Source organism: Azoarcus sp. CIB (assembly GCF_001190925.1).
Lineage (GTDB): Bacteria > Pseudomonadota > Gammaproteobacteria > Burkholderiales > Rhodocyclaceae > Aromatoleum.
This window is the reverse complement of the sequence record NZ_CP011072.1, coordinates 2,462,519-2,476,656: the sequence shown is the minus strand read 5'-3', so window position 1 is coordinate 2,476,656 and position 14,138 is coordinate 2,462,519. Positions and strand designations below refer to the sequence as shown.

Genomic DNA, 14,138 nt, shown 5'->3' with positions numbered 1-14,138 from the left:
GATGCCTGATACGACAATTCAACGTGTGACGGTGCTCGGGGCCACGGGCTCGATCGGCATGAGCACGCTCGACGTCATCGCCCGCCACCCCGACCGTTTCGAAGCCTTCGCGCTCACGGCGCAAGACAGCGTCGACCGGATGGTCGAACTCTGCGTGCGGTTTTCGCCGCGCTTCGCGGTGATGGTGAATCCCGCCGCCGCAGCGCGTCTGCGCGAACGGCTGCAGGGCGCGGGGGTGAAGACCTGCGTGCTCGACGGCGCTGGCGCGCTGATCGACGTTGCATGCCACGAAGAGGCGGATGCGGTCATGGCCGCGATCGTCGGCGCCGCGGGCCTTGCTCCGACGCTGGCCGCTGCGCGAGCCGGCAAGCGCGTGCTCCTCGCGAACAAGGAGGCGCTGGTTCTTTCCGGCGCGCTGTTCATGGAGGCGGTCGCGGACAGCGGGGCGCAGCTTCTGCCGATCGACAGTGAGCACAACGCGGTGTTCCAGGCTCTGCCGCACGACTTCCGTCGCAACGCGGACGAACGCGGGATCCGGCGAATCCTGCTCACCGCGTCGGGTGGTCCGTTCCGCGAGCGTTCGGCCGAAAGCCTCGCCAACGTCACGCCGGACGAGGCGTGTGCACATCCGAACTGGGTCATGGGGCGGAAGATCTCCGTCGATTCGGCGACGATGATGAACAAGGGGCTCGAAGTCATCGAGGCGCACTGGCTGTTCGGTCTGCCGGCGGAACGCATCGAGGTCGTCGTCCATCCGCAGAGCGTGATCCACTCGATGGTCGAGTACGCCGACGGCTCCGTCCTTGCTCAGCTCGGCAACCCCGACATGCGCACGCCCATCGCGCACGCCATGGCTTACCCCGATCGCATCGACGCGGGGGTGCGCTCGCTCGACCTGTTCGAGATCGCGCGCCTGACATTCGAGCGCCCCGACTTCGAGCGTTTCCCCTGCCTGGCGCTGGCCTATCAGGCGCTGCGCGAGGGTGGCGCTGCAGCCGCGGTCCTCAATGCGGCGAACGAGGAGGCTGTGGCGGCCTTCCTCGACGGGCGTCTCGGTTTCCGCGGGATTGCGGATGTAATTTCAGCGACATTGGAACGCGCGCACGGCTTGTCGGTCGACTCGCTCGATGCAATTATCGATGCGGATGCGAGGGCGCGTGACATCGCGTGCACCGTTATCCTCGCCCGCGGCACGAGCCGATGAATCTTTTCGAATACCTGATCCCCTTCATTCTGGCCCTCGGGCTCCTGATCCTTGTCCATGAGCTGGGCCATTACCTCGTTGCCCGCTGGTGCGGCGTCAAGGTCCTGCGCTTTTCCATCGGCTTCGGGCGTCCGCTGCTGAGCTGGACCGCCGGTGCCGATCGCACGGTGTGGGCGCTTGCACTCTTTCCACTCGGCGGCTACGTGAAGATGCTTGACGAGCGCGAAGGGGAGGTCGCACCCGAGGAGCTGCATCGCGCCTTCAATCGGCAGAAGGTGGGGAAGCGTTTCGCGATCGTCGCGGCCGGTCCCCTCGCGAATTTCCTGCTCGCCGTGGTGCTTTATTGGGGCCTCTTCGCGACCGGAACCGAGGAACTCAAGCCGCAGCTCGCGGTGACCGGCCCGGCTACGCCGGCTGCCGTCGCCGGGATCCGCGAGCGCGATCTGGTGCTGGCGGTGAATGACGAGGCCGTGCGGAGCTGGCCCGAACTGCGCTGGGTGCTGTTGCGCCATGCGCTTGATTCGGCCCCGGTTTCGCTCCACGTCCGCACCGCGGAAGGCGTTGAGACCTATCGTTCGCTCGATCTCTCCACGGTGAAAATCGAGGACGGCGAGCAGGATCTGATCGCGAACATGGGGCTGCGCGCCTGGCGTCCGCTGATCGCGCCGGTCGTCGGAAAGGTCATCGAAGGCGGGGCGGGGGCGCGCAGCGGTTTGCTGCCTGGGGACCGCTTCGTCGAGATCGACGGGGCGAAGCTCGCATCGTGGAGCGAACTGGTCGAGCGCGTGCGCCAGCGTCCGGGGCAGCCGATTGCTGCCGTCGTGCAGCGCGGCGAGCAGCGCATCGAGCTGAAGCTGGTACCGGATGCCGTCGATGATCGCGGCACCCAGATCGGCAAGATCGGCGTGGCGGTGGCGGACGCCGGCGCAAGCAGGGAGGCCCTGTTTGCCGTCGTCCGCTACGGTCCGGTCGACGCGCTTGGCAAGGCGCTCACGCAGACCTGGGAGACCAGCGTGCTGAGTCTCAAGATGATCGGGCGCATGATCACCGGCGAGATTTCGTGGAAGAACCTGTCGGGACCCGTCACGATCGCCGATTACGCCGGGCAGTCGGCAAAGCTCGGTCTCGACCATTACCTGAAGTTCATCGCGCTCATCAGCATCAGCCTGGGCGTGCTGAACCTGCTGCCCATCCCGGTGCTGGATGGGGGGCATTTACTGTATTATGTGATAGAGATTATCAAGGGCGGTCCCATCCCCGAGCGCATCATGGAGATCGGTCAGCAGATCGGTCTGGTCGCGCTTGCGATGCTGATGGCGTTTGCCTTCTACAACGACATAACCCGTCTCATTTCCGGTTGACTCCCCGATGAAACTGAAGCTCCTGTCCGGGCTCGTAGCGGCCCTTTTTGCCGCTGCCCCGGTGTTTGCATTTGAACCGTTCGTCGTCAAGGACATCCGCGTCGAAGGCATCCAGCGTACCGAGGCCGGCACCGTCTTCAATTACCTGCCGGTCCGCGTGGGCGAAACATTCACCGAGGCGCAGGCGGCAGAGGCCATTCGGGGCCTGTTCGCCACGGGTTTCTTCAAGGACGTGCGCATCGAAGCCGAGGACAACGTCCTGGTGGTGCTCGTCGAGGAGCGTCCCGCGATCGCGCAGATCGACTTCGTCGGTGTGAAGGAGTTCGACAAGGATGCGCTCAAGAAGGGTCTGAAGGACGTTGGCCTGGCGGAGTCGCGGATCTTCGACCGCGCGTTGCTGGAGCGTGCCGAACAGGAACTCAAGCGGCAATACCTGAGCCGCGGCAAGTACGCCGCGGTGATCGAGACGACCGTGACGCCGCTCGAGCGCAATCGGGTCGGCATCAATTTCAAGGTCGATGAGGGCGATGTCGCGAAGATCCGCCAGATCAGCATCGTCGGCAACAGGGCGTTCAAGGAGTCGGAGCTGCGGGACCTCTTCCAGCTCACGACGCCGGGCTGGCTGACCTGGTATACGAAGAACGACCAGTATTCGCGCCAGAAGCTCTCGGCAGACCTCGAAACGCTGCGCTCGTACTACCTGAACCGCGGTTATCTCGATTTCAACATCGACTCCACGCAGGTCTCGATCACGCCGGACAAGAAGGACATCTACATCACCCTGAGCATCACCGAGGGTGAGCGTTATTCGGTTTCTGCCGTGCGCTTCGCCGGCGATCTGGTGCTGCCCGAGGAAGAGTACAAGAAGCTCGTCGCGATCAAGCCGGGCGAGATCTTCTCGCGCGAGAAGCTGACCGAGACGACCAAGGCCGTGGCCGACCGGCTGGGCAATGAAGGCTATGCCTTCGCGAACGTGAATGCCGCGCCGGAAGTCGACAAGGAGAGGCGCGAGGTCGCGTTCACGATCTTCGTCGATCCCGGTCGTCGCGTGTATGTGCGCCGCATCAACGTCGGCGGCAACACGAAGACGCGCGACGAGGTCATCCGCCGCGAGATGCGCCAGATGGAAGGCGCATGGTACGACGCCGCACAGATCAACCGCTCGCGCACGCGCGTCGATCGCCTGGGGCACTTCGAGGAAGTCAACGTCGAGACGCCTGCCGTGACGGGCACGACGGACCAGGTCGATGTGAACTTCAACGTCAAGGAACGCGCGACCGGCAACCTCTCGCTGGGTGCCGGCTTCTCGAGTTCGGAGAAGGTGGTTCTGTCGGCGTCGGTTTCGCAGCAGAACCTGTTCGGTTCGGGCAACGCGCTGACGCTCGCGCTCAATACGAGCAAGTCGAGCCGTACCTACGCGCTGTCCTTTACCGATCCGTACTACACGATCGACGGCGTGAGCCTGGGTTGGGATCTCTACCACCGGACCTACGACCCGTCGAACACGCTGTCCGTGGCGCCCTACAAGACCGTGTCGACCGGTGCCGGCATGCGCGTCGGCTATCCGATCGGCGAGGACGATTCGATCAACTTCGGTCTTGCGGTCGATCGCACCCGGATCACGACTTTTGACGAGAGCCCCGTCCAGTACATCAACTTCTGCAAGGAGCAGGGTTGCAGCAATGATGACGGCATCGGCAACGTCACTGTCAATAGCCTGCTCGCGTCGGCCGGGTGGGCGCGCGACACGCGCGATAGCGTGATCTATCCGCGCAAGGGCAACTTCCAGCGCGTGTTCGGCGAAGTCGCCGTGCCGCCGGGCGAGCTGAAATACACCAAGCTCAACTACCAGTACCAGCAGTGGTTCCCGTTCGGCCGCGACTACGCGCTGATGCTCAACACCGATCTCGGCTGGGCCAAGGGCTACGGCGGCGAGACGCTGCCGTTCTACAAGAACTTCTATGCCGGGGGTATCGGCTCCGTTCGCGGCTTCGAGCAGTCTTCCATTGGTCCGAAGGATGATGAAGTTATCAGGAATTCCGACGGCACTGTGCGGCGCTCGGCTACTGGAGACCCCCTCGGCGGGAATCGTCGCCTGATTGCCAACGCCGAATTCTATTTCCCGCTGCCGGGTTCGGGTATGGACCGTTCGTTCCGCATGTCGGCCTTCATCGACGCGGGTACCGTGTGGGCGTCGGGCGACAAGGCGAAATTCGGCGACCTGCGCTACAGTACCGGTCTGGCCTTCTCGTGGAGTTCGCCGATCGGTCCGCTGAAGTTCAGTCTCGGCATCCCGCTCAAGAAGGAAAAGGACGACGACCTGCAGAAGTTCCAGTTCCAGCTTGGCTCGGTCTTCTGATCGACAGGGCCACCCTGATATCTGTTGGAGAGATAAGTGAAAGCAACGACATTGTCCGTTCTCGCCGCGTCGGTTCTGAGTATTGCGGCTCCGGCGGCATCCGCCGAATCGAAGATCGGATTCGTGAATTCGGATCGCGTGATGCGCGAGGCAGCGCCGGCCGTGCGCGCGCAACAGCGCCTGGAGAAGGAGTTCGAGAAGCGCGACCAGGAGATCCAGCGTCTCGGCAAGGAACTGCAGACGACGCAGGAGGACCTCGAGCGCAATGGTGTCACGATGGCGGAAGCCGACCGTCGCACCAAGGAGCGCAACTTCAACGACCTGAACCGTGACTTCCAGCGCAAGCAGCGCGAGTTCCGCGAGGATCTCAACCAGCGCCGCAACGAGGAGCTCGCATCGGTCCTCGATCGTGCCAACCGCGCCGTGAAGCAGATCGCCGAAGCCGAGAAGTTCGACGTGATCCTGCAGGAAGCCGTTTACGCCAGCCCGCGGATCGACGTCACCGAGAAGGTGATCAAGGCCCTCGCCGACACGAAATAAGGCGGGTATCGCGCCACATGTTCAGGCTGGAAGAACTGGTCGCCCGTCTGGGCGGCGAACTGGTAGGGGATCCGGCCACGGTCGTGCGGCGTGTGGCGACGCTGGATCAGGCGGGTGAGGGCGATCTCGCTTTCCTCGCGAATCCTAAATACCAGTCGCGCTTGCGCGACTGCAGGGCCTCTGCCGTCATCGTCGCTCCTGCGGCGCGGGCGCTCAGTGACCGCCCGCTGATCGTCACGCATGATCCGTATGCCTATTTCGCGCGCGTCGCACAGCTGTTCAATCCGCCCGAGGCATTTGCGCCGGGCGTGCATCCGACGGCGAGCGTCGCAAGTCCGGTCCCGCATTCGGTGTCGGTCGGGCCCGGTGCGTCGATCGAGGCCGGCGTGACGCTGGGCGAAGGCGTCGTGATCGGCCCGGGCTGCCGCGTCGCGCGGGGCGCAGCCATCGGAGCGCGCACGCGGCTGCACGCCAATGTCTCCATTTATGCGGGCTGCGTGCTTGGCGCGGACTGCATCGTGCATTCGGGTGCGGTGATCGGCTCCGACGGCTTCGGTTTCGCGCGTGAGCGCGACGGCAGCTGGATCAAGATCCCGCAGGTCGGACGCGTCGTGGTTGGTGACGACGTGGAGATCGGCGCGAACACGACGATAGACCGCGGCGCGCTCGACGACACCGTGATCGGCAAGGGCGTGAAGCTCGACAACCAGATCCAGATCGGCCACAACGTGCGCGTTGGCGACTACACCGCGATCGCCGGTTGCGTAGGCGTCGCGGGCAGCACGACGATCGGCGCGCGCTGCATGATCGGCGGTCAGGCGGGGATCATCGGCCACCTGAGCATCGCCGACGATGTGGTCGTGTCTGCGGGCACGCTGGTCACGAAGTCGATCATGAAGCCTGGCGTGTATACCGCCAATCTCCCGGTGCAGGGTCACGCCGACTGGGTCAAAAACTTCGCGCATCTGCGCCATCTCGACGCGCTCGTGGATAGAATACGCGCCCTCGAACAACGCCTCGACGAACACAAGCCTGAGTGAGCTCCATGGACATCAACGAAATTCTCCAATACCTGCCGCATCGCTACCCGTTCCTGCTCGTGGATCGGGTGCTGGAGCTCGAGGAAGGCAAGCGCATCCTGGCGCTGAAGAACGTCACGATGAACGAGCCCTTCTTCCCGGGGCACTTCCCGCACCATCCGGTGATGCCGGGCGTGCTGATCGTCGAGGCGATGGCGCAGGCAGCGGCGCTGCTGTCGTTCAAGACGATGGGCATCAAGCCGGACGAGAATTCGGTGGTGTATTTCGCGGGCATCGACAACGTGCGCTTCAAGCGCCCCGTCGTGCCGGGCGACCAGCTTCAGTTCGACGTCGCGATCACCCAGAGCAAGCGCAACATCTACAAGTACAAGGGGGTCGCGCGCGTGGCCGGCGAGATCGCGGCCGAAGCCGAACTGATGTGCGCCCTCAAGACCCTGTCATGATTCACGCGAGCGCCATTGTCCACTCCGGTGCGAAGCTCGGGGAGAACGTTTCGATCGGCCCGTACTCGATCATCGGCGAGCACGTCGAGATCGGCGACAACACGCGCATCGGTCCGCACGTCGTGGTCGAGGGCCGCACGAAGATCGGTCGCGACAACGAGATCTTCCAGTTCTGCTCGATCGGGGCCGCGCCGCAGGACAAGAAGTACGACGAGGAGCCCACGCTGCTCGAGATCGGCGATCGCAACACGATTCGCGAGTTCTGTTCGTTCAACGTCGGCACCAGCCAGGATGCGGGCGTCACGAGGATCGGCAGCGACAACTGGATCATGGCCTACGTCCACGTTGCGCATGACTGCCACGTCGGCGACCACACGATCTTCGCGAACAATGCGACGCTCGCGGGGCACGTGCATGTCGGCGACTGGGCGATCCTGGGTGGCTTTACGGGCGTGCATCAGTTCGTGCGCGTGGGTGCGCACAGCTTTTGCGGTGTCGGCACCGTGCTGCTGCAAGACCTGCCGCCCTACGTGACCGTAGCGGGCAACCCGGCCAAACCGCATGGCATCAACAGCGAAGGACTGCGTCGGCGCGGTTATTCGGCGGACGGCATCGCGGCGATCAAGCGCGCGTACCGTGCGCTGTACCGCGCGGGCCTGAGCCTCGACGAGGCGCGCGCGCGCGTCGGCGAGATCGCTGCCGAACATGCGGAGGTTGCGCCCTTCGCCGACTTCATCGCTTCGTCGGAGCGCGGTATCGTCCGCTGATGCCATGGCAATCCGCATTGCGATGGTGGCGGGCGAGGCCTCGGGAGACCTGCTCGCGAGTCACCTGATCCGGGCGATCCGGCACAAGATCCCCGATGCGGAATTCTTCGGCATCGGCGGGCCGAAGATGCAGGCCGAAGGCTTCGATGTGCGCTGGCCGTGCGAGCTGCTCGCGGTGCATGGCTACGTCGATGCGCTGAAGCGCTATCGCGAGCTGTCCGGGATACGCAGGACGCTGCTCAAGCAGGTGAAGGCCGAGCGGCCCGACGCCTTCATCGGTGTCGATGCGCCCGACTTCAACCTCTGGCTGGAGCGCAAGATCCGCGGTGCGGGCATGCCGGCGATCCATTTCGTCAGTCCGTCGATATGGGCCTGGCGTGGCGGGCGAATCAAGGGCATCGCGCGATCGGTGTCTCACATGCTGTGCCTTTTCCCGTTCGAGCCGGCGCTGTACGAGCAGGCGGGAATCCCGGTTACCTATGTCGGTCATCCCCTGGCGGACACGTTTCCGCTGCATCCCGACCGTGAGCGCGCGCGCGAGCTGCTCGGACTACCGACCGAGGGGCGGGTGGTTGCCTTGCTGCCGGGAAGCCGGCAGTCAGAGGTGCGCAATCTGGCGCCGACCTATATCGAAACGGCCAAGGTCCTGCTCGAACGCCACCCCGGGGTGTCCTTCGTTGTGCCGCTGGCGACGCGGGAGACGCGCCAGCTGTTCGCCGAGGCGCTGTGCACCGCTCAGGCCGATGAGCTGCCGATCCGCATGCTGTTCGGGCATGCCGTGGAGGCGATGACTGCGGCGGACGTGGTGCTCGTCGCGAGCGGCACGGCGAGCCTGGAAGCGGCGCTGCTGAAGCGGCCGATGGTGATCAGCTACCGCATCGGCAAGTGGCAGTACCGGTTGATGAAACGCATGGCGTATCTGCCGTGGGTGGGTCTGCCGAACATCCTGTGCAACGAGACCGTGGTGCCCGAGCTGTTGCAGGACGAGGCGACGCCAGCGGCGCTTGCCGACGCGCTCGACCGCTGGCTCAGCGACCCCGACGGCTGTGCGCAGCTCGCGCAACGCTTTGACGCGCTGCACCGGCAACTCCGTCAGGACACCGCGGAGAAGGCGGCGGCGGCGATCCTTCCTTACCTCAACAGGACGCCCGAATGGAATCCATCCCGGCAACCGGCCTGATCTGCGGCGTCGACGAGGCCGGGCGCGGGCCGCTCGCCGGTTCGGTGGTGGCCGCGGCGGTGATCCTCGATCCGGCGCGGCCGATCGAAGGGCTCAACGACTCGAAGAAGCTCAGCGAACGTGCGCGCGATCGGCTCGCGCCGCTGATCCGCGAGCGGGCGCTGGCCTGGGCCGTCGCGGAGGCGACGGTCGAGGAGATCGACCGGCTGAACATCCTGCATGCGACGATGCTGGCGATGCAGCGGGCAGTCGTTGCGCTGGGGCGGTTGCCCGATCTCGTGCGCGTGGACGGCAACCGCTGCCCGAAGCTGGACGTTCCGTGCGAGGCGGTCGTGAAGGGGGACGCGACGGTGCCGGCGATCGCCGCGGCATCCATCCTCGCCAAGACCGTGCGCGACGCGCAGATGCTGGAACTGGATGCGGCTTTCCCGCAGTATGGCTTCGCCGCGCACAAGGGCTATCCGACCGCGGCACACCTCGCCGCCTTGCGCCGGCACGGGGTGATCGACTGCTATCGGCGCAGTTTCGGCCCGGTGCGTGCCCTGATCGACAATCCCGAACTCTGGCCTGCGGGGACGCTGCTGTGACACTCCGGCATCTGGTGCTCTTCCTTCATCTGGCAAGCGTGATCGTGTGGGTGGGCGGCATGGCCTTCGCTTACCTGTGCCTGCGTCCGGCGGCGACGGCACTTCCGCCATCGCAGCGCCTGCCCCTGTGGGTGGGGGTGTTCGAGCGCTTCTTTCCGATGGTGTGGGGGGCGGTCGTTTTGCTCCCGGTGACCGGCATCGGCCGACTGGTCGAGGTCGGCTTCGGTAACGCGCCGCGCGCGTGGCACCTGATGATGCTGACCGGCCTGGTGATGATTGCCGTGTTCCTGTCGATCTGGTTCGGGCCGTGGCGGCGCCTGCGGGCTGCCGTGGCGCGCGAGGAATGGGCGGCGGGCGCAGTGGCGCTGAACCAGATCCGGCAGCGTGTCGGCTTCAACATCGTGCTCGGCGCCGTGACGGTCGCGATCGCGACGTTGGGGCTGGGCGTCTGAGGCTGGCTTGAAAGCGATTACTTCCCGCGACAATCACAGCGTGAAGCGTCTCCATGCGCTCGCGACCTCATCGCGCGAGCGGCGCAGTAGCGGGCTGACCTTGCTTGATGGGGCGCACCTCGTGCGGGCGGCGCTGGACGCGGGTTGGCCGTTGCGCGAGATCGTGGTGAGCGCGCAGGGGCTGGAGCGGCCGGAGATCCAGGGGATCGTCGAGCGCTGCGGTGCGCTGCCGGTGCTGCAGCTGACCGATCCGTTGTTCGCCCACGTGAGCCCGGTCGATACTCCGTCGGGCGTCCTGGCGCTGATCGATATCCCTCCGTCGCCGAAGCCGAAGGGGATGTGCGATTCCCTACTTGTGCTGGATGGCGTGCAGGATGCGGGAAATCTCGGGACTATTCTGCGCACAGCTGCGGCTGCGGGGCTGAAAGAGGTCCTGCTCACGCCCGGATGTGCGCAGGCGTGGTCGCCGCGGGTGCTGCGCGCGGGGATGGGCGGACATTTCTGCCTGCGGATTCATGAGCACGTGCAGGTCGTCGAGGTGCTGCGCGGCTATCCGGGGCAGATCCTCGCAACGGGCCTCGGTGCGGGGGCGCGGCCGCTGTATGACTGCGACCTGCGGGGACCGGTGGCGTGGCTGTTTGGGGCGGAAGGGCAGGGGCTGTCGGCCGAGGTTGCTGGGCTGGCGAGCGGGCTGGTGGTGATTCCGATGCCGGGCGCCGTCGAGTCGCTCAATGTCGGGGCGGCCGCGGCAATCTGTCTGTTCGAGCAGGTGCGCCAACGGCGCGCTGGCGCAACAGGCTAGCCGGGTTCGACTAGTCAGTCCGGCAAGCGCAGCGCGTCGGCGGCGCTCGCCGGATTGCCGTCCGGGACGTGCGGGACGACTCCCAGCAAGGGGGCCGGAATCCTTGCCAGCAGGGCCGCGAGGTTTTCATCGAAACGCAGCATCGCGGGATCGACGCGGTTCGCGATCCAGCCGGCGAGGTGCAGGCCGCGCGCCGCGAGCGCCTCGACCGTGAGGAGCGCGTGATTGATGCAGCCCAGGCGCATGCCGACGACGAGGATCACGGGCAGCGCGAAGTCCACGGCGAGGTCTGCGGTGTCGTAGCGCTCGTCGAGCGGGACGCGGAAGCCGCCGACGCCTTCGACGATGACCACGTCGGCGCGTACGGCGAGTTCCTCGAAGGCGCGCAGGATGCGTGCGGGTTCGATGCGGATGCCTTCCTCGGCGGCGGCAATGTGGGGGGCGATCGGGCTCGCGAGGCAGTACGGGTTCAGTAGGCGCAGGCCGGGATCGAAGCTGCCGGCGGCGCGGATCCGCGCGGCGTCTTCATTGACGCGCTCGCCATTGATGAGGTCGGCGCCGGCGGCAATGGGCTTCATCCCCACCGCGCTGTGGCCGGCGGCGCGCGCGGCATGGAGCAGGGCGCAGGTGACGAAGGTCTTGCCGATCTCGGTGTCGGTGCCGGTGAGGAACCAGGCGCGGCGCTCAGTCATGACTTTTCTCCGATTTCTTGAGAGCGAGCAGGATGAGGTCGTAGGTCGCGGGCAGCAGTCCGTCGGGCCGGCGGTGCGGCTCGTAGGCGGCTTCCAGCGTGCGCCATGCGGCGCGTCCGAGGGGCTTGCGGCGCCGTTGTTCGCCGACGCTGTGCGCGCCGATGGCCTTGATGTCGCGCAGCAGGCCGCGCAGGTCGGAGCCGAGCGCGTAGGCAGGATTCAGGTCTTGGGCGACGGGCGAGAGGCCCGCCTTCCGGGCGGCAGCGATCCATTCGGCTGGGGGGTGGAAGCGGATCACGTGGCTTGCTTCGTCGACGCGTGCGAAGGCGTCGCGCAGTTCCCACAGGGTCGCGGGGCCGAGGGTCGCGATCCAGGCGACGCCGCCGGGGCGTAGGCTACGGGCGATCTCAGCGAGCGCGATGGCCGGGTCGCACCATTGCAGCGCGAGGCTGGACCAGACTGCATCCACGCTATCGGCTGCCAGCGGCAGGGCTTCGAGGTCGGCGCACAGCGGCGAGACCGCGGCGGCGGGGCTGTTCTGGCGCAGGCGCGCAAGCATGGCCGGCGCGAAATCGAGCGCGACGACGTGCGCGGCCGGATGGGCTCGCGCAATCAGATCCAGCCCGAAGCCGGTGCCGCAGCCGGCGTCGAGGACGCGGGAAACGGATCCGGATGGGGGCGTTGCCGCCGCGAGGGCCGCCAGGCGATGACAGACTTCGCGCTGGACGGCGGCGGCACGGTCGTAGCTGTCCGCGGCGCTGTCGAAGGCCCGGCGCACCTCCTGTTTGTGACGGCGGCGCTCAGTCATCGAGACTTTCCGCGATGAGCGAGGCGCATTCCAGCGGACGGGACAGGAAGGGCGCGTGGCCGCAGTCGTCGAAGCGCGTGAGCCGGGCGTTCGGGAGTTGGCGCGCGAGCCACTGCGCTGCGGCGAGTGGCATCAGCGCGTCGCCCGCGCCGTGGATCAGCTGCGTGGGCTGGAGGATCTCCGGCACGCAGGCGCGGAGGTCGGTGTTCGCGAGGAGCTCCAGCCCGCAGGAGAGGCCCGGCGCGTGGGCAGGCCCGGCATCGGCGAGGGCCGCGGCGAGGTCTGCCGCGACGGCGCGCCGGCGTGCGTCGCCGAGCGACTGCAGGGCGATGAACTTCTTCTGCGTGCCAGCAGGATCCGTTGCGAAGCTTGCGTTGAAGGCGGCGACTGTCGCTGCGTCGAGTCCGTAGGGCCACGGTGTGTCGCCGTCGCGGGCGACGAAGCAGGGTGTGGCACCGATGAGGATCAGGCGGGTCCACCCGTTCGGGATGGCGCCGGGCAAGGTCGAGTGCGATCAGGCTGCCGAGCGACCAGCCGCACAGCACGGCGCGTTCGGGCAGGGCGGGAAGCAGCGCGTCGCTCCACGCCGCGAGATCGGCGGAGGGGGGCGGGAGCGCGTCGCCGTGGGCGGGCAGCGCCGGGGCGAGGGTGGTAACGCCTGCAGGCAGGGCTTCGCGCAGGCCGGACCAGACGCGCGGATCGAGGCCCCAGCCGTGCAGCAGGACCAGCGGCAGGGCGCTCAAGCGGCGCGCTCCAGCTGCATCAGTGCAGTGACGAGGCGCTCGACGTCCTGATGGGTGTGCGCGGCCGTCAGCGAGATGCGCAGGCGGGCGCTGCCTTGCGGGACCGTGGGCGGGCGGATCGCCGGGACCCACAGGCCGGCGTCCCACAGGGCGCGCGCGGCGGCGACCGTCTCGGCGTTGTCGCCGATCACGACCGGCTGGATCGGGGTGCGCGAGGGCATCAGCTGCCAGCGCAGCAGTTTCAGTTCTGCATGGAGCTGCTCGATCAGGGCGGCGAGGTGGCGGCGGCGATCGGCGCCATGCTCGATGAGATCGAGGCTTTTCAGCAGGGCCGTTGCGAGGGCGGGTGGGGCGCCGGTCGTGAAGATGTAGGTGCGGGCCTTCTGCATCAGCCATTCGACGACGTCGGCGTGACCGGCGATGAAGGCGCCGGAGACGCCGGCGGCTTTGCCCAGCGTGCCGATGTAGACGAGGCGCCACGACGCGAGGCCGGCTTCGCGTAGGGCGCCGCGGCCGTCCGGGCCGAGTACGCCGAAGCCGTGGGCGTCGTCGACCATCAGCCACGCGTCGAAGCGGTCGGCCAGCGCGAGCAGTTCGGCGAGCGGGGCGACGTCGCCGTCCATGCTGAATACCGAGTCGGTGACGATCAGTTTGCGCTTCGCGGTGCTCGCGGCCAGCGCGCGTTCGAGTGCGGCGAGGTCGGCGTGCGGGTAGCGGTGCAGGTCGGCGCGCGACAGCAGGGCACCGTCGACGAGGGAGGCGTGGTTGAGTCGGTCGGCGAAGATCGCGTCGCCGCGGCCGACGAGGGCGGGGATCACGCCGGAATTGGCCATGAAGCCGGTCGACAGGTAGAGCGCGCGTTCGCAGCCGACGAAGGCGGCGAGCCGGCGTTCGAGTTCGTCATGCACGGTGTAGTGGCCGCTGACCAGATGCGAGGCGCCCGAGCCGCTGCCCCAGCGGTCGGCGCCGGCCTTGAGCGCTGCGGCGAGCTCGGGCTCGGCGGCGAGGCCGAGGTAGTCGTTGCTGCAGAAGGCGAGCATGTCGCGGCCGTCGACGCGTGCGTGCGGGCCGCAGGGCGTGTCGAGGCTGCGGCGCACGCGGCGCAGGGATTGGGCGTCGAGTTCGGCCAGGTCGGCCTGCAGTGAATCGAGCAGCATGAA

15 protein-coding genes and 1 pseudogene are annotated in these 14,138 nt (G+C 67.0%); 11 read left to right on the top strand and 5 right to left on the bottom strand.

Annotated features, from left to right (window positions below):
* Position 1 precedes the first annotated feature (1 nt).
* Genes ispC through AzCIB_RS10905 form a run of 11 tightly spaced genes read left to right on the top strand, consistent with a single transcriptional unit; the run spans position 2 to position 10,735 of the window.
* Positions 2 to 1,204 (top strand): 1-deoxy-D-xylulose-5-phosphate reductoisomerase, encoded by a 1,203-nt coding sequence (ispC, locus tag AzCIB_RS10955; protein ID WP_050415931.1) that lies wholly within the window; start codon positions 2 to 4, stop codon positions 1,202 to 1,204.
* On the top strand, positions 1,201 to 2,565 hold the full coding sequence (rseP, locus tag AzCIB_RS10950; RefSeq protein ID WP_050415930.1) for an RIP metalloprotease RseP: 1,365 nt from the start codon (positions 1,201 to 1,203) through the stop codon (positions 2,563 to 2,565). The genes ispC and rseP overlap by 4 nt, the downstream gene beginning before the upstream one ends.
* 7 nt (positions 2,566 to 2,572) lie before the next feature.
* Positions 2,573 to 4,924 carry an outer membrane protein assembly factor BamA gene (gene bamA / locus AzCIB_RS10945; protein WP_050415929.1) on the top strand — a complete coding sequence of 784 codons (2,352 nt, stop codon included), beginning with the start codon at positions 2,573 to 2,575 and terminating at the stop codon, positions 4,922 to 4,924.
* A gap of 36 nt (positions 4,925 to 4,960) precedes the next feature.
* Complete coding sequence (locus AzCIB_RS10940; protein ID WP_050415928.1) at positions 4,961 to 5,464, top strand: OmpH/Skp family outer membrane protein; 504 nt, start codon at positions 4,961 to 4,963, stop codon at positions 5,462 to 5,464.
* Between the two features lie 17 nt (positions 5,465 to 5,481).
* Positions 5,482 to 6,504, top strand: coding sequence for a UDP-3-O-(3-hydroxymyristoyl)glucosamine N-acyltransferase (gene lpxD, locus AzCIB_RS10935; RefSeq protein ID WP_050415927.1), 1,023 nt, complete (start codon positions 5,482 to 5,484; stop codon positions 6,502 to 6,504).
* 5 nt (positions 6,505 to 6,509) lie between these two features.
* Positions 6,510 to 6,947 (top strand): 3-hydroxyacyl-ACP dehydratase FabZ, encoded by a 438-nt coding sequence (fabZ, locus tag AzCIB_RS10930; protein WP_050415926.1) that lies wholly within the window; start codon positions 6,510 to 6,512, stop codon positions 6,945 to 6,947.
* Entirely contained in the window at positions 6,944 to 7,714 is a 771-nt protein-coding gene (lpxA, locus tag AzCIB_RS10925; RefSeq protein WP_050415925.1) for an acyl-ACP--UDP-N-acetylglucosamine O-acyltransferase, read from the top strand. Before fabZ ends, lpxA begins: the two co-directional genes overlap by 4 nt.
* Positions 7,715 to 7,718: 4 nt before the next feature.
* Entirely contained in the window at positions 7,719 to 8,894 is a 1,176-nt protein-coding gene (gene lpxB, locus AzCIB_RS10920) for a lipid-A-disaccharide synthase (protein WP_050415924.1), read from the top strand.
* The gene (gene rnhB / locus AzCIB_RS10915; RefSeq protein ID WP_050415923.1) at positions 8,867 to 9,481 is read left to right on the top strand and encodes a ribonuclease HII; all 615 of its coding nucleotides are present in this window, start codon (positions 8,867 to 8,869) and stop codon (positions 9,479 to 9,481) included. Before lpxB ends, rnhB begins: the two co-directional genes overlap by 28 nt.
* Positions 9,478 to 9,933: a CopD family protein gene (locus AzCIB_RS10910; RefSeq protein ID WP_050415922.1), complete on the top strand. Its 456-nt coding sequence runs from the start codon at positions 9,478 to 9,480 to the stop codon at positions 9,931 to 9,933. Before rnhB ends, AzCIB_RS10910 begins: the two co-directional genes overlap by 4 nt.
* Positions 9,934 to 9,940: 7 nt before the next feature.
* Entirely contained in the window at positions 9,941 to 10,735 is a 795-nt protein-coding gene (locus tag AzCIB_RS10905; RefSeq protein WP_050415921.1) for a TrmH family RNA methyltransferase, read from the top strand.
* A gap of 14 nt (positions 10,736 to 10,749) precedes the next feature.
* On the opposite strand, the gene bioD is transcribed toward AzCIB_RS10905, so the two are convergent.
* From bioD to bioF, 5 genes and pseudogenes are all read right to left on the bottom strand, one after another.
* On the bottom strand, positions 10,750 to 11,427 hold the full coding sequence (gene bioD, locus AzCIB_RS10900; protein ID WP_050415920.1) for a dethiobiotin synthase: 678 nt from the start codon (positions 11,425 to 11,427) through the stop codon (positions 10,750 to 10,752).
* Entirely contained in the window at positions 11,420 to 12,235 is an 816-nt protein-coding gene (bioC, locus tag AzCIB_RS10895) for a malonyl-ACP O-methyltransferase BioC (protein WP_050415919.1), read from the bottom strand. Before bioC ends, bioD begins: the two co-directional genes overlap by 8 nt.
* Entirely contained in the window at positions 12,228 to 12,737 is a 510-nt protein-coding gene (locus AzCIB_RS10890) for an alpha/beta fold hydrolase (RefSeq protein WP_353611546.1), read from the bottom strand. Before AzCIB_RS10890 ends, bioC begins: the two co-directional genes overlap by 8 nt.
* A 31-nt stretch (positions 12,738 to 12,768) precedes the next feature.
* A pseudogene (locus tag AzCIB_RS24990) lies at positions 12,769 to 12,978 on the bottom strand (alpha/beta fold hydrolase); the annotation flags it as partial.
* Positions 12,975 to 14,135, bottom strand: coding sequence for an 8-amino-7-oxononanoate synthase (gene bioF / locus AzCIB_RS10885; protein WP_050415918.1), 1,161 nt, complete (start codon positions 14,133 to 14,135; stop codon positions 12,975 to 12,977). The pseudogene AzCIB_RS24990 and the gene bioF, both read right to left, overlap by 4 nt.
* Positions 14,136 to 14,138: the final 3 nt, after the last annotated feature.

Bases quoted from the DNA above. Each gene is read 5' to 3' on its own strand.
- ispC (WP_050415931.1), top strand. From the start codon at position 2: ATGCCTGATACGACAATTCAACGTGTGACGGTGCTCGGGGCCACGGGC.
- rseP (WP_050415930.1), top strand. From the start codon at position 1,201: ATGAATCTTTTCGAATACCTGATCCCCTTCATTCTGGCCCTCGGGCTC.
- bamA (WP_050415929.1), top strand. From the start codon at position 2,573: ATGAAACTGAAGCTCCTGTCCGGGCTCGTAGCGGCCCTTTTTGCCGCT.
- lpxD (WP_050415927.1), top strand. From the start codon at position 5,482: ATGTTCAGGCTGGAAGAACTGGTCGCCCGTCTGGGCGGCGAACTGGTA.
- fabZ (WP_050415926.1), top strand. From the start codon at position 6,510: ATGGACATCAACGAAATTCTCCAATACCTGCCGCATCGCTACCCGTTC.
- lpxA (WP_050415925.1), top strand. From the start codon at position 6,944: ATGATTCACGCGAGCGCCATTGTCCACTCCGGTGCGAAGCTCGGGGAG.
- lpxB (WP_050415924.1), top strand. From the start codon at position 7,719: ATGGCAATCCGCATTGCGATGGTGGCGGGCGAGGCCTCGGGAGACCTG.
- rnhB (WP_050415923.1), top strand. From the start codon at position 8,867: ATGGAATCCATCCCGGCAACCGGCCTGATCTGCGGCGTCGACGAGGCC.
- bioD (WP_050415920.1), bottom strand. From the start codon at position 11,427: ATGACTGAGCGCCGCGCCTGGTTCCTCACCGGCACCGACACCGAGATC.
- bioC (WP_050415919.1), bottom strand. From the start codon at position 12,235: ATGACTGAGCGCCGCCGTCACAAACAGGAGGTGCGCCGGGCCTTCGAC.
- bioF (WP_050415918.1), bottom strand. From the start codon at position 14,135: ATGCTGCTCGATTCACTGCAGGCCGACCTGGCCGAACTCGACGCCCAA.